This is a genomic window from uncultured Granulicatella sp. (genome assembly GCF_963515095.1).
Lineage (GTDB): Bacteria > Bacillota > Bacilli > Lactobacillales > Aerococcaceae > Granulicatella.
In genome coordinates this window covers 22,296-40,028 of record NZ_CAUPXD010000008.1, presented here as the reverse complement: position 1 = coordinate 40,028, position 17,733 = coordinate 22,296, and the positions used below count along the sequence as shown (strand labels likewise).

At 33.8% G+C, this 17,733-nt stretch carries 19 protein-coding genes, 1 pseudogene and 1 riboswitch; of the genes and pseudogenes, 8 read left to right on the top strand and 12 right to left on the bottom strand.

Annotation, left to right across the window (positions count from 1 at the left end; all coding sequences use genetic code 11):
• Positions 1–26: 26 nt before the first annotated feature.
• The 11 genes and pseudogenes from RWL86_RS03325 to RWL86_RS03275 all read right to left on the bottom strand — a co-directional run bounded on the left by RWL86_RS03325 (position 27) and on the right by RWL86_RS03275 (position 10,609).
• Entirely contained in the window at positions 27–764 is a 738-nt protein-coding gene (locus tag RWL86_RS03325) for an amino acid ABC transporter ATP-binding protein (RefSeq protein WP_314077166.1), read from the bottom strand.
• Positions 765–769: 5 nt separating this feature from the next.
• Positions 770–2,424: pseudogene (locus RWL86_RS03320) on the bottom strand (ABC transporter permease subunit).
• Positions 2,425–2,567: 143 nt separating this feature from the next.
• Positions 2,568–2,715: riboswitch (Lysine riboswitch) on the bottom strand.
• Between the two features lie 76 nt (positions 2,716–2,791).
• Positions 2,792–4,123, bottom strand: a complete 1,332-nt coding sequence (murC, locus tag RWL86_RS03315) for a UDP-N-acetylmuramate--L-alanine ligase (protein WP_314077165.1) — start codon at positions 4,121–4,123, stop codon at positions 2,792–2,794.
• Positions 4,124–4,147: 24 nt separating this feature from the next.
• On the bottom strand, positions 4,148–4,879 hold the full coding sequence (locus tag RWL86_RS03310; RefSeq protein ID WP_314077164.1) for a hypothetical protein: 732 nt from the start codon (positions 4,877–4,879) through the stop codon (positions 4,148–4,150).
• A 23-nt stretch (positions 4,880–4,902) separates the two neighbouring features.
• Positions 4,903–5,517: a YtpR family tRNA-binding protein gene (gene ytpR, locus RWL86_RS03305; RefSeq protein WP_314077163.1), complete on the bottom strand. Its 615-nt coding sequence runs from the start codon at positions 5,515–5,517 to the stop codon at positions 4,903–4,905.
• Positions 5,518–5,545: 28 nt separating this feature from the next.
• Positions 5,546–6,631 carry a glutamyl aminopeptidase gene (pepA, locus tag RWL86_RS03300; RefSeq protein WP_314077162.1) on the bottom strand — a complete coding sequence of 362 codons (1,086 nt, stop codon included), beginning with the start codon at positions 6,629–6,631 and terminating at the stop codon, positions 5,546–5,548.
• A gap of 98 nt (positions 6,632–6,729) precedes the next feature.
• On the bottom strand, positions 6,730–7,062 hold the full coding sequence (locus tag RWL86_RS03295) for a PepSY domain-containing protein (RefSeq protein WP_314077161.1): 333 nt from the start codon (positions 7,060–7,062) through the stop codon (positions 6,730–6,732).
• Positions 7,063–7,075: 13 nt separating this feature from the next.
• Positions 7,076–7,741, bottom strand: a complete 666-nt coding sequence (trmB, locus tag RWL86_RS03290) for a tRNA (guanosine(46)-N7)-methyltransferase TrmB (RefSeq protein WP_314077160.1) — start codon at positions 7,739–7,741, stop codon at positions 7,076–7,078.
• A 1-nt stretch (position 7,742) separates the two neighbouring features.
• Entirely contained in the window at positions 7,743–8,543 is an 801-nt protein-coding gene (locus tag RWL86_RS03285; protein WP_314077159.1) for a phosphotransferase family protein, read from the bottom strand.
• A gap of 97 nt (positions 8,544–8,640) precedes the next feature.
• On the bottom strand, positions 8,641–9,873 hold the full coding sequence (locus RWL86_RS03280) for an ABC transporter permease (protein ID WP_314077158.1): 1,233 nt from the start codon (positions 9,871–9,873) through the stop codon (positions 8,641–8,643).
• Positions 9,866–10,609, bottom strand: a complete 744-nt coding sequence (locus tag RWL86_RS03275; protein WP_314077157.1) for an ABC transporter ATP-binding protein — start codon at positions 10,607–10,609, stop codon at positions 9,866–9,868. Before RWL86_RS03275 ends, RWL86_RS03280 begins: the two co-directional genes overlap by 8 nt.
• A 154-nt stretch (positions 10,610–10,763) precedes the next feature.
• Between RWL86_RS03275 and RWL86_RS03270 the strand changes: the two genes are divergently transcribed.
• From RWL86_RS03270 to RWL86_RS03235, 8 genes are all read left to right on the top strand, one after another.
• Positions 10,764–11,186 (top strand): HIT family protein, encoded by a 423-nt coding sequence (locus tag RWL86_RS03270; protein ID WP_314077156.1) that lies wholly within the window; start codon positions 10,764–10,766, stop codon positions 11,184–11,186.
• A 3-nt stretch (positions 11,187–11,189) separates the two neighbouring features.
• Positions 11,190–11,609 (top strand): hypothetical protein, encoded by a 420-nt coding sequence (locus RWL86_RS03265; RefSeq protein ID WP_314077155.1) that lies wholly within the window; start codon positions 11,190–11,192, stop codon positions 11,607–11,609.
• On the top strand, positions 11,610–11,954 hold the full coding sequence (locus tag RWL86_RS03260; protein WP_314077154.1) for a YtxH domain-containing protein: 345 nt from the start codon (positions 11,610–11,612) through the stop codon (positions 11,952–11,954).
• Positions 11,951–12,823: a Cof-type HAD-IIB family hydrolase gene (locus tag RWL86_RS03255; RefSeq protein WP_314077153.1), complete on the top strand. Its 873-nt coding sequence runs from the start codon at positions 11,951–11,953 to the stop codon at positions 12,821–12,823. Before RWL86_RS03260 ends, RWL86_RS03255 begins: the two co-directional genes overlap by 4 nt.
• Positions 12,824–12,894: 71 nt before the next feature.
• Positions 12,895–13,050 carry a YvrJ family protein gene (locus RWL86_RS03250; protein WP_314077152.1) on the top strand — a complete coding sequence of 52 codons (156 nt, stop codon included), beginning with the start codon at positions 12,895–12,897 and terminating at the stop codon, positions 13,048–13,050.
• A gap of 117 nt (positions 13,051–13,167) precedes the next feature.
• Positions 13,168–14,607: an amino acid ABC transporter substrate-binding protein/permease gene (locus RWL86_RS03245; RefSeq protein ID WP_314077151.1), complete on the top strand. Its 1,440-nt coding sequence runs from the start codon at positions 13,168–13,170 to the stop codon at positions 14,605–14,607.
• 1 nt (position 14,608) lies between these two features.
• Positions 14,609–15,340, top strand: coding sequence for an amino acid ABC transporter ATP-binding protein (locus tag RWL86_RS03240; protein ID WP_314077150.1), 732 nt, complete (start codon positions 14,609–14,611; stop codon positions 15,338–15,340).
• A gap of 64 nt (positions 15,341–15,404) precedes the next feature.
• A complete protein-coding gene (locus RWL86_RS03235) occupies positions 15,405–16,040 on the top strand; it encodes an HD domain-containing protein (RefSeq protein ID WP_314077149.1) in 636 nt (211 codons plus the stop codon).
• A 427-nt stretch (positions 16,041–16,467) separates the two neighbouring features.
• Here RWL86_RS03235 and rho read toward each other — a convergent pair whose 3' ends face one another.
• Positions 16,468–17,733: a transcription termination factor Rho gene (gene rho, locus RWL86_RS03230; RefSeq protein ID WP_314077148.1), complete on the bottom strand. Its 1,266-nt coding sequence runs from the start codon at positions 17,731–17,733 to the stop codon at positions 16,468–16,470.

The following is a 17,733-nucleotide window of genomic DNA, read 5'->3' as shown; positions in this document are numbered from 1 at the left end:
CCTTTACTACTATCAGAAAAGTCAATTTACGACAATACACGCATTAAGAACTCTTTGGTTCTTTCTTTTTGCGGATTTGTAAAGATTTGCTCTGCAGTTCCCTCTTCAGCAATAACTCCTTTATCCATAAAGATAACACGGTCACTGACGTCTCTAGCAAATTCCATTTCGTGTGTCACAATAATCATTGTTAATCCAGTATGAGCTAAACTCTTCATTGTCTCTAAAACTTCATTTACCATCTCTGGGTCTAATGCAGAAGTCGGTTCGTCAAATAATAATACATCAGGTTGCATTGATAAAGATCTAGCAATTGCTACACGTTGTTTTTGTCCACCTGATAATTGACGAGGACGAGCATTTAAGTACGCCCTCATTCCAACTTTTTCTAAGAAGCCTTTTGCAATTTCCTCAGCTTCTTCTTTTGATTTTTTCAACACTTTGATAGGACCCACTGTACAGTTTTCTAATACATTTAAGTTGTTAAATAAATTAAATTGTTGGAAAACCATTCCTAAATGCGTACGATATTCATAAATATTTGTATCTTCGTCTAAAATATTTTTTCCGTTATATAAAATTTCACCAGAAGTTGGTTTTTCTAATAAGTTCACACAACGTAACAATGTTGATTTTCCCGAACCAGAAGAACCAATAATCGTTACTACTTCTCCAGCTTGTACTGAAAATGAAATATCTTTTAGGACTTCATGAGTCCCGAATACTTTATTTAAATGTTTAATCGTTACTACTTCTTGACTCATGATTCTTATCCTTTCCCTTTCGTTTTTTCGTATACAGATGCCATTGAATTAGAATTTAATGGATCTGAATGAATAATTTCATAGTTATCTGGGCCATCCATTCTACGTTCAATATAACGTAAAATTTGTGTTAAAACTGTTGTCATAATAAAGTATAAAATCAAAGTGACAAAGAATGTTTCAAAGTAACGGAAGTTTGCTCCTGCAACTGTTTTTGTTGCAAAGTATAATTCTGAAACAGAGATTACGTTCAATACTGAAGTATCTTTAATGTTAATGACAAACTCATTACCTGTTGCTGGTAAAATATTACGAATGACTTGCGGGAACACAACATTCATCATTGTTTGAGTGTGTGTCATCCCAATGGCTTGAGCGGCTTCAAATTGTCCTTTGTCGATAGAAATAATTCCTCCACGAACAATTTCAGACATATAAGCACCAGTGTTAATCGATACAATGAAAATCGCAGCAAACGTACGATCCATATCAATCCCAAACGCTAACGCTGATCCATAATAAATAACCATTGCTTGTACAATCATCGGTGTCCCTCTGAAAAACTCTGTATAAGCTGTTAAAATCGCATTAGCAATTTTTAAAGTAATTCTTTTTGACCCTTTTTCTGGCATTGGAATAGTTTTTACTAATCCAATTAACAATCCGATTCCTGTTCCAATAATTGTCCCAATAATAGAAATATATAAGGTTACCCAAGCTCCATTTAGAAACATTGGCCAATTATCTTGTATAATTTTGATAATCCATTCAATATTCATCTTTTGTCCTCTTTCTTTTTTTAATTATGTATCTAGAAGGGTTTCCCCTTCTAGTTTATTAAAATATGTTAGTTAGCTGCAGGTTGATTTTTGATTGCTTCATCCATAATTTGTTGACGTTCAGCATCAGAAATTTCTGATAAAGCTTTGTTGATAGCATCTTTTAATGGGCTATTTTTTTTCAATCCAACAGCTGTATCTGTATCTTCATCACTTGCTTGGAATCCATCTGTTAATTTAATCATCACAAAATCTGAATTTGCTGCTTGAGCAGAAACACCTTCTGGTAATTCAGAAACATATGCATCAATTGTTCCAGCTTGTAATGCTACACGCATTGCAGGGAAGTTATCCATTGCAGGTTGTTTCGCAACTCCAGGAATTTGGTCAATCACACTATAGTGGAAAGTGTTTAATTGTCCAGTTACTTTAGCACCTGAGAAATCAGCTAATGTTTTAGCCTGTTCAAATTTGCTACCTTTTTTAACAATCATTACTAATTGTGATTTGTAATAGTTATCTGAAAAATCAATCGCTTCTTTTCTTTCAGCAGTTGGACTCATACCAGCTATGATTGCATCTAGTTTACCAGAAACAACGCCTGGTGTTAAGCCATCCCACTCAGTTTTTACAACAACTAATTCTTTATTTAATTTTTTAGCGACACGTTTTGCAATTTCAACGTCATATCCACCAGCATAATCATTTGTTCCTTGGATTTTCACTCCGCCATTAGCATCTGTTTGTTGTGTCCAGTTAAATGGAGGATATCCCGCTTCCATCCCAACAACTAATTGGTTGCTTGATGATTTACTTCCACATGCTGCTAAGCCTAAACCGATTGCTACAGTTAATAATCCTTTTAATAAATTTTTTTTCATAAAAATCCTCTCCTCTTGGCTATAAACTTCAGGACTCAAATAAAAAAGAGAGACTACGAACAAAAGGTTCGCAATCTCCCCTGAACAGACTCTTATCCTAAAAAAGTGTACAGAAAAAATTAGCATAAACTGCTTTTGCCCGGTAATTGATTGCACTTCACACTGGTCTGGGCAGAGAGTGTGACAGTGACTGACCTATTATGACCAGCCCCCAACATAGCCTTGCTACATTTCGGCGAAATCCCCTTTCCGTAATCACGTACTTTTGTCATCCGCGCCTCAAGTTCAATAACCATTTATTTAATTTGTAAAGTCATTGTAACAAAATGAAAATATGATGTCAACCATTTTCATTAAATTTTCATAATTAATTTTGTGTTGGAGAAGTACTACTTAACAATTGTTCATAAGCAAACTCGAATTTTTGTACATCTCCTGCTCCCATAAAGACAATAACGGCATCTTTATAGACCAATAATGGTGAAACATTTTCAATTTTTAAAACGGTTGCTCCACCTTCAACTAGCGCTGCTAAATCTTCAATCGAGACTTTTCCAGATTTTTCACGAACAGAGGCAAAAATATCACATAAATAGACATCATCCGCTAATGATAATGCTTGGGCAAATTCATCTAATAAAGCAATTGTTCTCGTAAATGTATGTGGTTGGAATACAGCAACAATTTTCTTTGTTGGATATTTTTGTCTTGCAGCATCTAATGTTGCACGAATTTCAGAAGGATGGTGTGCATAATCATCAATCACTGTAATTTCTTTAATTTTTTTCTCAGAGAAACGACGTTTTACTCCACCAAACGTTTTTAAATTAGCTGCTAACTCTTCTGGATTAAAATCATTTAAGTAATAGAATGTCACAATAGCCAACGCATTTAAAATATTATGCGTTCCAAATGTTGGAATATCAAATTTACCATAAAATTTACCATGAATATAAACATCAAAATGGCTACCTTCTGTATCTTTTTCGATATTTTCAGCTACAACATCGTTTTCTTTAGTAATTCCATAATAAGTAATTGGCGTTGTTACATCTAACTCACGTAGTCTTTCATCATCCCCACAAGCAATAATTCCTTTTTTCACTTGACGACCAAATGATTCAAAAGCGCTTTGAACATCGTCAATATCTGTATAATAATCAGGATGATCAAAATCGATATTTGTCATAATGGCATAATCTGGTTTATAAGCCATAAAATGACGTTTATATTCACACGCTTCTAATACAAAGTATTCAGATGCTTCTACTCCATGTCCTGTACCATCACCAATTAAATAACTCGTTGGTTCCATTGCACTTAAAACATGAGCTAATAATCCTGTTGTACTTGTTTTCCCATGCGAACCTGTTATTGCAACACTTTGGTATCCTTTTAATAATTCACCTAAAAATTTATGATAACGAATTACTTCAATCCCTTTTTCACGTGCTGCTACTAATTCTTCGTGACTATCTGGAAAAGCATTTCCAGCAATAACAACTTGTCCTTCTTGAATATTATCTGCACAAAACGGAAACATTTTGATTCCCGCATCTTCTAAACCTTTTTGAGTAAAGAAATAATTCTCCAAGTCAGAACCTTGAACAGAATATCCTTCTCCATGTAATACTAAAGCTAACGCACTCATTCCTGAGCCTTTTATACCCGTAAAATGATAAATTTTACTTTTATCCATGATAAATTCCACTTCCTATGTTTACTATTTACTATATGGTAATGTATCTTTTCCTTGTTCTTGTTCCATAATCCATGATAATGAACGATTCATTGCTCTTCTTTGTTTTCCTGGTAAAGGTTGCAATTCAGGAGCTAAAACTTCCATCGCTTGCGTATCAGGTAAATGATTTAATAATGTTTCTTGCACTATTTGTGTCGTTGGAAGATCTGATTGAAGTTTTGTTACTTTTTTCGAGGATTTCTCCACTACTTTTTGCGATACTTCCACTTCTTCCACTTTAACCAAAGGTGTTTCTTCACTTGAAAAAATTAATAATTCCTCAGTATTCACTCTCAAATTTTCTTCTAATACTTCATAAGGAATTTGTTTTTTTATTTGAGAAGGTGGTGTCATCCCTTTTAAAATGGATGGAACAGTTGAAGGAGTAAAACGAGTTCGAGTTGGCTTTTCTTGTAAAAAACTACGCCATTTCTCCCGATTATTCCCTCTTTGACTACTTTCTTTAAAGGATTGGAAAATTCCATCTCTTGTTTGAGGAGCATCTTTTTCTTCCAAAGCAGATTTCTGTTGTTTTGAAAAAGGCAAATAATGTTCCACAATTGTTTCCTGTTCCCTGTCTTGATTTGTTTCAAAAGAAATTTCTTCTTTTGGGTGTAAATAATTTGGAAAATCTACCCATTTTCTTTTGGAACTTTGTTTATTTGGTAAATATTGATTACTAATCTCTCTGATCGAACGATGGTTATCTGACAATAATACCACTCCTCTTCGATTTTTTAACCTTTAAACGGCTCTCCAATAACAGCATCATCATTTAACACTAAAATCCCTTTTTTAGCAGGCGCATTTTCTAAGCCTAATTCACGAGCAGAACATAACATTCCATGACTTTCTACCCCACGTAATTCTCCTGACCAAATAATACTTCCATTTGGCATTACAGTTCCTGGAATAGCTACTACAACTTTTTGTCCTGCTTTAACATTTGGAGCTCCACAAACAATTTGTAATACAGTATCTTGGCTAACACGTGTTTGTGTTACATGTAAATGATCTGAGTCTTCATGAGGAACACAAGTTTCAACGTATCCAACAACTAAAGTATCTTTTGGAGATAAATCTAATGCTTCACCATCAAATCCAGCTTCTTGGATTAATGCTTTCACAGTTGCTTGTTCTTCCTCTGATAAAAATTGTTGTCCCGCTTTTTCAAAACGGATATGATTTGAAATTCCTGCAATATTGTAACCAATCACTGTATTTGTTTTTTCATCGAATACACGTGTTACTCCATTTTTTGTTTCAATTGCAACATCATAACGACTTGCCGCTCCTGATGTTAGTAATAATGTATCTGAAATACCTTCTTGATTATAAAAACTTAACCACATAATAATCTCCTTAAATTTATTTTTCAAATTAATTTGTTCTTCCATCTAAAATTGTATCAACTGTACTACGATCTAAAGCACGAATTGTTTGGATAACCATTTCACGTGCTGCTTCATAGTCTTTAATCGAAAACATTGTTTGATGCGTATGAATATAACGAGCACATACCCCAATCACCGTACTTGGAACTCCTTGATTCATTAAGTGAGCTTTTCCGGCATCTGTTCCACCTTGAGAAACAAAGTATTGGAATGGAATATTGTGAGTTAAAGCAGTATCTTCTAAAAATTCCTTCATACGCGGTAATGTAATTAAACCTGGATCTAAAATTCTTAATAAAAATCCTTGATCTAAATGTCCAAATGTATCTTTTGAACCTGTTAAATCATCTGCCGCAGAACAATCTACCGCAAAGAATAAATCCGGATTGAATTTTGTAACACTTGGTCCTGTACCACGTAGTCCAACTTCTTCTTGAACATTTGCCCCAGCAATTAATGTGTTTGGTAATGCTTCATTTTTCAATTCACGTAAAGCTTCTAAAACTACCGTACAACCATAACGATTATCCCATGATTTTGCAATCATTCGTTTTTTATTCGCTGTCCAAATTGTTTCCACTAACGGTACAATTGTATCTCCAGGACGAACTCCGTATTCTTCTGCTTCGTCCTTTGAAGTGAATCCAGCATCAAATAAAATATCTGTTACTTTGACCGTTGCTTGTTGCCCGCCAGCCGCACGTAATAAATGTGGAGGAACAGAGCTAGAAATTACAGGATAATCTCCTTTACGAGTTTGCAATGTAAATCGTTGCGCAGAAACGACATATGGATTCCATCCACCTAACGGGCTTACTTTTAATAAACCTGTTGCAGTAATATTGGTTACCATAAATCCAACTTCGTCCATATGTGCTGCAATCATAATTTTAGGTGCATTGGCATCTTTATGGTCACGAACCCCAAAAATCCCACCTAAACCATCTTGCTCGATGCGATCGACTAACGGTTCCAATTCTTTTCTCATAAATTCTCGAACATTTTTTTCATGTCCACTTGTTGATTGTAATTCTGTTAAAGTTTTAATTAAACTTTCTGTTTTCTTTTCCATTGTTCTTGCCTCCATAAGAATAAAAAGCTCGAATGTCCCGTTCCCAGTCCTTTCAGAGCTCCTTTTAACGTCACTCTTTGTATGAGAATATTCTCTTTTTAGGCTGACGCTATTTTATATAAATCTAGAACTGCACCAGTTTTGGCATCTGCAAAAAATTCATATTGCACCAATTCTTCTTGTTCTTTACGAGTAATGCCACCATAATATACATAGCCACTAAAATCTTCTTGTTCAATGTATACGGGTTCCATTTCAATCCATGAACCTTCAATCGTACCTACAACAGTAAACAAACGACGAACATTCCCTACAATAACATCCCCATTGACTAGCTTCTTTTCATAAAATTTAGAAATAAGCCATGCCCCTAGAAAAGCTCCAGTTGCAAAGAAAAATCCTGCTTTAAAAGATGATTGATTTTTTGACATTTTACTCACTCCTCTATTTCACTTCATAGGGATGACGTTCTTTTGGAAAAATTGCTTCCACTCGGTAAATTGGATGTCCTTTAGCAGAAAACTTTTCTTCATATTCAGTCATCACATTGCCTTCAAACTCTACTTGGTGTAAATCTAACCACACTTGTTTTAAAATCATTCCAAATTGAGAGAACGAAGCTAAACTATATTCAAATAAGCCTCGATTATCTGTTTTAAAATGAATTTCTCCCTCTAGTGGTAATACTTGTTCATATGCTTTTAGAAAATCTTCATGAGTCAAGCGTCTTTTAGCATGACGTTTTTTAGGCCACGGATCAGAGAAATTCAAATAAATTCGATCCACTTCACCATCTTCAAAATAATCTGTCACCGTTCCACCATCAATATGTAATAATTGTAAGTTTGGAACTTGGGCAGCTAGTGCCTTTTCTAATGCAACGACAATCACACTTGTTTGAATTTCAATTCCAATATAATTAATATCTGGATTTTTCTTAGCCATTTCACTGACAAATTGACCTTTTCCTGAACCGATTTCAATATGAATTGGATGATCATTCCCAAAACGCTCTTTCCAGCGTCCTTTCCATTCTTCTGGATTTTGAATCACCATATCTGGATGAGCTAATAATGTATCTTTAGCCCACGGTTTATTTCTTAAACGCAATTTAATACTCCTCTTCTTTCATCAAACGATGATTATAAATTGATTTTACAACTAAAATCTTTTCATTCATTTCATAATAACGACCTTCAAAATGACTTTTCTTAATAAAGTTTAAACAATTCATTAGTGCATACCATTCAATTCGTTGGTAAATATTCGTTGATAAGTTTAAACCATAGGCATCTAGCCATTCACCCCATTGATGAACTGGAATGTATTGAGTTAAAATCATCGTTAAATCCGATACAGGATCTGCTAAACGAACCATTTCCCAATCAATTAAATATAATTTATCATTTGCCAATAAAAAATTACGACGATCTAAATCTCCATGACAAACTGTTTTTCCTGCTTCTAATACAAGCGGTAATGTTTCTTTTAAATAATTTAACACTTCTGATAAGAAACGATGACTTTGTAAACCTGACTGCAAATTTTCTAAATAATCTTCAATGAAATGCTGAGCGGTATATTCTTCGCCTTGAATTTTTTGAAGCATTAATAGTAAATTAGGAGATTGATGGATTTCTTTTAATAAATCAATCACTTCCATCGAATTCATTTCTTCAGTTGTTAAGGATCGACCATTTAACCATTCTTGAGCTGTTAAAACATCTCCATTTCCAGCCCTTTTGGTCCATATTAATTTAGGGGCAATTCCCTCGCCTGATAATGCAGCTAAAAATGGAGAAGAATTTCTTTTTAAAAAGACTCTCTCCTGCGCTCTCACTGCCATATAGGCTTGTCCGGTATCTCCTCCAATTGGATGTAAATCCCATCCGGCATCCATATTTTGTTCCATATTTCTATCCCTACCGACCATTTCTTGAGTTTATTCGTTATCTTTCATTGTATGCTGTCCCAATGGTTCCGTCAAGCTTCACAGCAAATCTATTTTTTTAACGTCTTTTCTTTTTTCGATTTAAACGTGGTTTTAAATAACCATATAAGAATACTGCTGATAATAGTGGATACCATACAAGTCCAGATAGTACAAAAACATTTCTCGAAACTAAAACTGTTAATAAGCTAATTATGGTACTTGCTCCAATGACTAATTGTAAAACAACTCCAATAAAATCATCCATCATTTCCTTTGGATTATATAAAGAATGAATATAAATAGAATGCGCTTTTGGATGTTTATATAAGGAAGCAAATTGGAAACAAATGACTACTATCATTATCGATTGAATTGCCATTATCCAATACCAAACGGAACTAACAAATGATAATAAAACTGTTGCTACAATCATTTGAAGGAATACCGTAACATAATTGGAACTTCTTAATGCTGTTCGAACTAATAAATAACGATACGGATGAATCCGATTCGGTGTTAGGCGTTTAACAAAAATATCTAATGATTGATTACGTTTTGCTTGATGTTTCTTTAAAAATGGAACATCTACAAATAAAGCAATCACTCGGAAAATTCTTTGTTGACGTGCTTGTTCGCTTTGAATCATTTCATTCCACTTAAAATGTACCGGTTTAGCAGACGCAAAACGATAAAGTTCAAATGCAAGAACTGCCAAGACTTGTGTCATCGATAAAGAAAACACTTTTGGAATAAAAGAAAGAATTCCAAGTAAACAAATACTATTTACTAAATAGAGTGCTAGGTTATAATAAGAATTTTTCGGCAATTTTCCTTCCAACACAGATTTTTGAATCATAAAATGGAATCCTTTTAGTGATAATAGCGTTACAAAAATGGCAATAAATGGAATCATTCCGTTCCCATATGCTTGCATAAAAATCGGCAACACAAAAATCGTTGCAATAAAATTCATCACTAATGGAAAAATCCAACTATAACGAATAGCACGTTTAAAATAAGGCTTAAAATCTTCACCAATTACACTTAAAAAGTGTAAATCAGCCTCTTCTACATAAGTAGCAATTTCACCAAATAATGGAAAAACAGCTAATAATAAACTGACAAATAATATTAGCGGCCATTCTAAAATACGAATCGTTTTTAACCATGTTGAATATTGAAACAATAGAAAACCAAATAAGAAAAAGAACACAATCATAAAATGATCATTCATCATATATTTAGCATATTTCATTACTTTTTTCTGATAAGTCTTAAAACGACTTCCCCACAATTGTTCACTATTCATGATGATCACCTGTATTCGTTGTTAATGCAAAATACACGTCTTCTAATGAAGTTTCATCAATTTTAACTTCGCCTTTAAGCGTTTCTAAATCTCCTTGTGCTTGAACCACTCCATCATGTAAAACAATGAAACGATCACAATATTTTTCTGCAGTATCTAGCACATGCGTAGACATTAAGATTGCAGCACCTGATTCTTTTTTCTCTTTTAAAACATTTAATAATGTACGAATTCCTAATGGATCTAATCCTAAAAATGGTTCATCGACCACATATAATGGAACGTCTAACATTAAGGCACAAACAATGAGTACTTTTTGCTTCATTCCCTTTGAAAAATAAGCTGGGAACCAATCTAATTGTTTTGTCAAACGAAACTGCTCTACTAATTCCATCGCACGATGCATTGTTTCTGGTGTATCTTGTTGATACGCACGCGCTGTTAATTCGATATGTTCTCTAAAGGTTAATTCTTCATATAATACTGGTGTCTCCGGAATAACTGCAATTAATTTACGATAATCTCGAACACTTTCTGCTACCGTATGCCCTTGAATCGAAATTTCTCCCGAAAATGGTTGAATAAAATTTGTAATACATTTAATTGTTGTACTCTTTCCTGCCCCATTTAACCCAATAAGTCCACAAATTTCTCCTGATTTTACTTCAAAAGAAATGTTTTTAATAACAGGAACTTGAGTATAACCAGCTGTTATATGATCTACTTTTAATGTCATAACTTTCTCCAATCCTACACAATTTAGCATTATTATATCAAAAATTCATTCTAGTTCCTAGAAACTTTCATTCAAAGAAAAACTTCGCGATTTCATTGCATTCCACTACTACACGTGGTACGATTTGACTATACACATCAAGGAGGTTTTTATTATGTCAGATTGCATTTTTGATAAAATTATTTCTAAAGAAATTCCGGCACACATTGTCTACGAAGATGAGGTAGTCATTGCCTTTTTAGACCTAGGACAAGTAACACCTGGTCATACATTAGTCGTTCCAAAAAAACACGTAAAAGATATTTTTGAGTATGATGAAGAATTAGCTGCAGCCGTATTTAGCAGAATTCCAAAAATCGCTCGTGCTTTAAAAGCAATGAACCCTGAAGTAAAAGGAGTTAATATTTTAAACAATAATGGAGAAGTTGCTTTCCAAAGTGTCTTCCACTCTCATATCCATTTAATTCCTCGTTACAAACACGAAGAAGGTTTTGGATTAAAATGGGAAACTCACGACTATTCTCATGAAGAATTAGCAAGTATCGCACAAAATATTGCTAAACATGTAGAGGGATAAACCATGAAAGTCATTTATATATTAGATAAAGATAATGGTGTTCTTTTTAATCATCGTCGTCAATCAAGAGATGCTTTTTTAGTTGAAAATATCGTGAACAAAGTTAAACAGGAAAACGGAACTTTATACGTATCTGATTATTCTAAAGAATTATTTGAAGGTACAGATGTTTCTATCCAGTCATTAGCAAAATTCGATCTTTCTGGCGCAAAAGAAAATGATTTTGTTTTTATTGAAAACGAAGAAATTCAACTTGACGATTATAAAGGCAAGGTAGATTTTTATTTTTATAAATGGACTCGTGTATACCCAAGTGATAAGAAATTAGATTTACCTTTTAATCAGACTACAATCGTTAAAAAGAAAAAATTCGATGGTCGATCACATGATAAAATTTACTTAGAAATTTGGAGAAGAAAATAAATGAAAAAATTCGTAAAAGGATTACTTTTTGGAAGTATTGTCGGTGGAACGATTGCCTTACTCACAACAAAACAAAATGGTAAGAAAAACCGTGAACAGTTATATGACAATATCGTCAGCTTATCTGAGGATATTTCTACTTTAAGTAATGGAATTCCTGTTCTTCAAAAAGGAACTCAACAATTACAATATCGAATTATTCCACAAGTAAAAGAACTATCTGAAGAAATAATGGAAGATGTACAAAATTTTAAGCATATGAGCCAACCTCGTATTAAAAGAATTCAAGCACATCTATCAACGCTTCGTCAACATATAGAAGAAGCAAAAAAGGTGAACGTATGATTCGATTATTTGCTAGTGATATGGATGGGACGATTTTACAAGATCATTCTACAATTCATCCGGACAATATCAAAATGGTTCATTATTTACAGGAAAAGAATTTTCCCTTTGTCATTTGCTCAGGAAGAGATTTCTACCAAGCTTCCCTTTGCTTAGAACCTGCAAATATTCAATGCCCTGTCATTGGATTAAATGGAGCCGTTATTTATCAAGAAGATGGTACCATTTTAAAAGAAGTCACACTTTCTCATGAAGATACACGAAAACTTATTCAAGTAATTGAGAAATATCATAACAATTGGGATATGATGACTTCAAAAGGATTATTCTCTTTACACTTCGCAGAAAAATTTGCAAAAAGAGTGGCTACTTTTAAAGAAAATCATCCAGAGCTTACTCCTGAAGAATTTGAAGCTGAACTTAATAAATTAAAAAAACTTTTTGATGCAACAGATGTTTCTAATATCGAGGAAGTTTTAGAGAACCCAACGATTAAAATTTATAAAGTCTTAACTTCCAATTACGAATCTGAAGATTCATTAATGGAAATTAAATCTTATGTTGAACAAGAACTTCCTAATCTAGTTGTTACTTCTTCTTTTAAAACAAATATTGAAGTAACTCATAAAGATGCCCAAAAAGGAATTGCCCTTCAATACTATGCAAACACTTTAGGGATTTCAATGGATGAAGTTTTTGCGATTGGCGACAATTCAAATGATGTATCTATGTTAAAACTTGCTGGTTATAGTGTCGCTATGGGAAATGCTAATCAAGAAGCTATGCACATTGCTAAATACCAAACAGATGATAATAAGCATGGTGGCGTTGCAAAAGCTATTCAAAAATGTTTAGATGAACAACAGTAAGTCATTACCTCCTTTTTTGGGGGTAATTTTTTTATAAATACTTCTTTTTAATAGTAAGAGGAGGTGATTTTATGGAAGCAGATTTTCTTCAACCACTCATTGCTTTAATTAGTAATATGGGATTTCCAATTGCGATGAGTATTTATCTACTTCATCGAATGGAACAAAAACTTGATATAATGATTAATCTTTTAAGTGAACTCAATCATCATTTAAAGAAAGATTGACTCAACAGCAGTTCTCATGTCATAAAATGTAACATGACATGAGAACTGTTTTTTGTTTTTTACATTAAAATCTAGTAAAATTAACTCACATTAATTTTTAACAACTTGGAGGTCTTTATGAAAATACATACGAACATTAAGAAAAAGAGCTTCTGGATTAGCTTATTAGGAATTTTATTTTTCCTTCTTTCTACTCCAATTGAAGCTGCAACAAAAAAATATACCATTGCAACAGACACAACTTTTGCCCCATTTGAATTCCAAGATACTTCTGGTAATTATGTTGGAATTGATATGGATTTAATCAAAGCTATTGCAAAAGAAGAAAATTTTGAAATTGAAATTAAAGCTCTAGGATTTAACGCTGCTGTTCAAGCTTTAGAAGCTGGACAAGTAGATGCGGTTATCGCAGGAATGAGTATAACAGATGAAAGAAAACAAAAATTCGACTTCACAGATTCATACTTTGATAGTGGTATCGGAATGGCAGCAAGTACTTCAAGCAATATTAGCACTTACGAAGAACTTCGCGGTAAAAACGTCGCGGTAAAAATCGGTACACAAGGAGCAAGTTTCGCTTCTTCTATTCAAGAAAAATATGGATTTACTATTTCAACATTTGAAGATTCAGCAAATATGTATCAAGATGTAGTCAGTGGAAATAGTGTGGCTGCTTTTGAAGATTATCCAGTATTAGGTTATGCAATTCGTAGCAATCACTTACCGATGACACTAACTTCTTATAAAGAACAAGTTACCCAATATGGAGTTGCCGTCTTAAAAAATCAAAATACTGAATTTATTGAAGCTTTCAACCGTGGATTAGCTACTTTAAAATCTAACGGTGAGTACGATAAAATCATTAATAAATACATTGGAACAGATGATTCAACAACTACTTCTACTGAAGATACAAGTTTATTAGGATTATTAAAAACGAATGCTCCAACTCTTTTAAATGGATTATGGAATACCATTTGGATTACATTTGTTTCTCTTGCAATTGCAACAGTGATTGGTGTTCTTTTAGGACTAATGAGAACTAGCCGTATTTCTATTTTAGAAGCTATTGCAACTATCTACATTGACTTTATGCGTGGGATTCCACTAATTGTTTTAACATTCTTCATTTATTTTGGAATTCCTCAAGCATTCAACCTTCGTTTAGATGCAACAGTTGCAGCTATTACAACATTAGGATTAAATGCTGCTGCTTATATCGCTGAAATAGTTCGTGGTGGTATTAATGCTATCGATAAAGGACAAAGCGAAGCCGCAATGAGTTTAGGATTACCTTATTACAAATCAATGCAAAAAATTATTTTACCGCAAGCAATTCGTTTAATGGTTCCATCATTTATTAACCAATTTGTGATCACATTGAAAGATACTTCAATTTTATCAATCATAGGACTTGTAGAATTGACACAAACTGGTAAAATAATTATTGCAAGAAACTTACAATCAAGTTCAATGTGGTTTATTGTTGGTATGATGTACTTAATCGTTATTACTCTATTAACAAAAATTTCAGCACGTTTAGAAAGGAAGGCATAAGATGGCAATTATCGAAGTAAAAGGCCTTAAAAAAAATTACGGTGAATTAGAAGTCTTAAAATCGATTGATTTAGAAATCGAAGAAGGACAAGTAGTTTGTATTATCGGTCCTTCTGGATCAGGTAAATCAACATTTTTACGTTGCTTAAATCGTCTAGAAAAAACAACAGCAGGAAAAGTTATTGTTGATGGATATGATTTAACCGATAAAAATACAGATTTAAACTTTGTACGTCAAGAAATTGGAATGGTATTCCAACACTTTAACTTATTCCCTCATTTAACAATTAAAGAGAATATTACATTAGCTCCTGTTGAATTAGGACGTGAATCAAAAGAAGATGCAGATAAACATGCCTTAGAATTATTGGGAATGGTTGGCCTAGAAGATAAAGCAGATGTTTATCCAAAAACTTTATCCGGTGGACAAAAACAACGTGTAGCCATTGCTCGTGCTTTAGCGATGAAACCAAAAATGTTATTATTCGATGAACCTACTTCTGCTCTTGACCCTGAAATGGTTGGGGATGTATTAGAAGTAATGCAACAATTAGCAAAAGATGGGATGACAATGGTTGTTGTAACTCACGAAATGGGATTTGCCCGTGAAGTAAGTGACCGTGTTATTTTCATGGATGGCGGTTATGTCGTGGAAGACGGTACACCGGAACAAATCTTCAAAAATCCTCAACACAGTCGTACACAAGATTTTTTAAACAAAGTGTTACATTAATAGATGAAAAAGACTTTTGGGAATTCCAAAAGTCTTTTTATTCGATATAGGAAAGGGAAAAAGAATGAACCAAAAAGAAATCATTATTGAGATTCAAAATGAAATGAAAAAATTTTTCACTCAGGAAACTACTGGGCATGATTGGTATCATATTGAGAGAGTATGGAAAAACGCCAAAAAAATCGCTGAACATTATCCTGAAGCAAATCATCTACAAATTGAGTTAGCTGCTCTACTTCATGATCGATATGATCACAAAATTGTTTCTAATGTTGAAGAAGCTAAACTGGAAGTGAGAGATTTATTAGTACAACATGGATTGTCAGAAGATTTAATTAAAAAGATTCTCTTCTCCATTGATGCAGTTGGGTTTCGTAATGGGAAAAATCCTCTTCAACCTATTACAATTGAGGATAAAATTGTTCAAGATGCGGATCGACTCGATGCGATTGGTGCAATTGCCATTGCTCGTACTTTTGTTTATTCAGGTGCGTACCAACGTCCGATTTATACAGGAGAACCTCTAGATGTGTTAGAAAAAGCTCATGATCTTGAAGACACTGCCATTGGACATTTTTATGAAAAATTATTAACTTTATCTGACACTTTACATACTCCTGAAGCTCGTGAAATTGCAAAAGGGCGACACGAATTTATGAAAGATTATTTAACCCAATTTTCGCAGAATGGGAAGGATTAAAGTAAAACCTTTTTACTCGTGAATAGGAAGAAAAAACATTTTTACTGTAACTGGGACGCCAGCAGCTTCGCTTTTGCGAATCTCATGGCTAAAATTTGAGCCTTGGTCTCAAATTTTCCCGTAATATAAGCCACTACCCTCGTGGCTTATATTACTGCTACGGTAAAAATATTTTTTCTTTCTATTCACTCTCTTTTATGTGAGTGACGTATGGATCTTTACTAGTGCTATAAAACAATCATTTTTTTACGGACTCTCATAAATTCACATCACAATGAGAAAGACTTTTCTCCATAGCAGGAGTAATATCAGCCGAAAAGGCTGATATTACTGGAAAAATTGAGACCCTAGGCTCAATTTTTAGCCATGAGACCGATAGGTCTGCTGGCGTCCAATGCTATTTTTAGAAAAGTCTTTCGAATAATTTTTACAATAATTCAATACGCTTTATAAAGTCTTTGTTACTCTTCGTTTCTCTTAATTGTTTCACGATTTGCTCGCTTGTTTCTAGTCCGTCACCCTTCATCGTGTTACGAACCTTCCACACAGCTTCTAAAACATGAGAATCCAGTAAAATTTCCTCTTTACGAGTACCTGAACGCTTCACATCAATCGCTGGAAACACCCTTCTTTCTGCCAATTCACGAGATAAATGCACTTCTGCATTCCCAGTTCCTTTAAACTCCTCATAAATGACATCATCCATACGGCTTCCCGTTTCAATTAAAGCCGTTGCTAAAATCGTTAAACTTCCACCATCTTCAATATTTCTTGCAGAACCAAAAAATCTCTTAGGACGATAAAAAGCAGCTGGATCAATTCCCCCACTTAGTGTACGACCAGAAGGTGGAATCGTTAAATTATACGCACGAGCTAAACGTGTAATACTATCTAATAAGACAATGACATCACGACCATCTTCTACTAAACGCAATGCACGCTCTAACACTAATTCACTCACTTTAATATGATGTTCCGGTGTTTGATCAAAAGTTGAAAATACAACCTCAGCATCTACAGTTCTCTCAATATCCGTCACTTCTTCTGGTCGTTCATCAATTAATAAAATAATTAATTCTGCATCAGGATAGTTTGTTGTAATCCCATTTGCAATTTCTTTTAATAAACTTGTTTTACCAGCCTTCGGAGGCGCTACGATTAAACCACGTTGTCCAAACCCAATTGGACAAATTAAATCCAACATTCTTGAAGCAATTCTACCCGTTGTCGTTTCTAATTTGATTTGTTCTTCAGGATACAATGGCGTTAATCCTGGAAAATGGTCCCTTTCTTTTGCTTCTTCAGGGTCTTTCCCATTTACTGCACCAACTTGCATCAAACCGTTAAACTTTTCACCCGTACGTGGAGGACGAGCAGGTCCTGAAACTAAATCTCCATTTCTCAAGGCAAATCTACGAATTTGAGAAGAGGAAATATAAATATCTTCCTGACTAGTAGAATAATTAATTGGACGAAGAAAGCCAAATCCTTCCGCATTATTAATATCTAATACTCCTTCTACTTGGAAGAATCCTGTTGCTTCTTCTTGAGCTCTCATAATCGCTAGAGCTAATTCTTTTTTATTCATTTGCCCATAATAAGGAATTTTATAATGCTTGGCAAAAGCATACATTTCTTTTAAAGTCTTTTGTTGCAAGACTGGTAAAGTTACTGTTTCAATTGTTTCTGACAT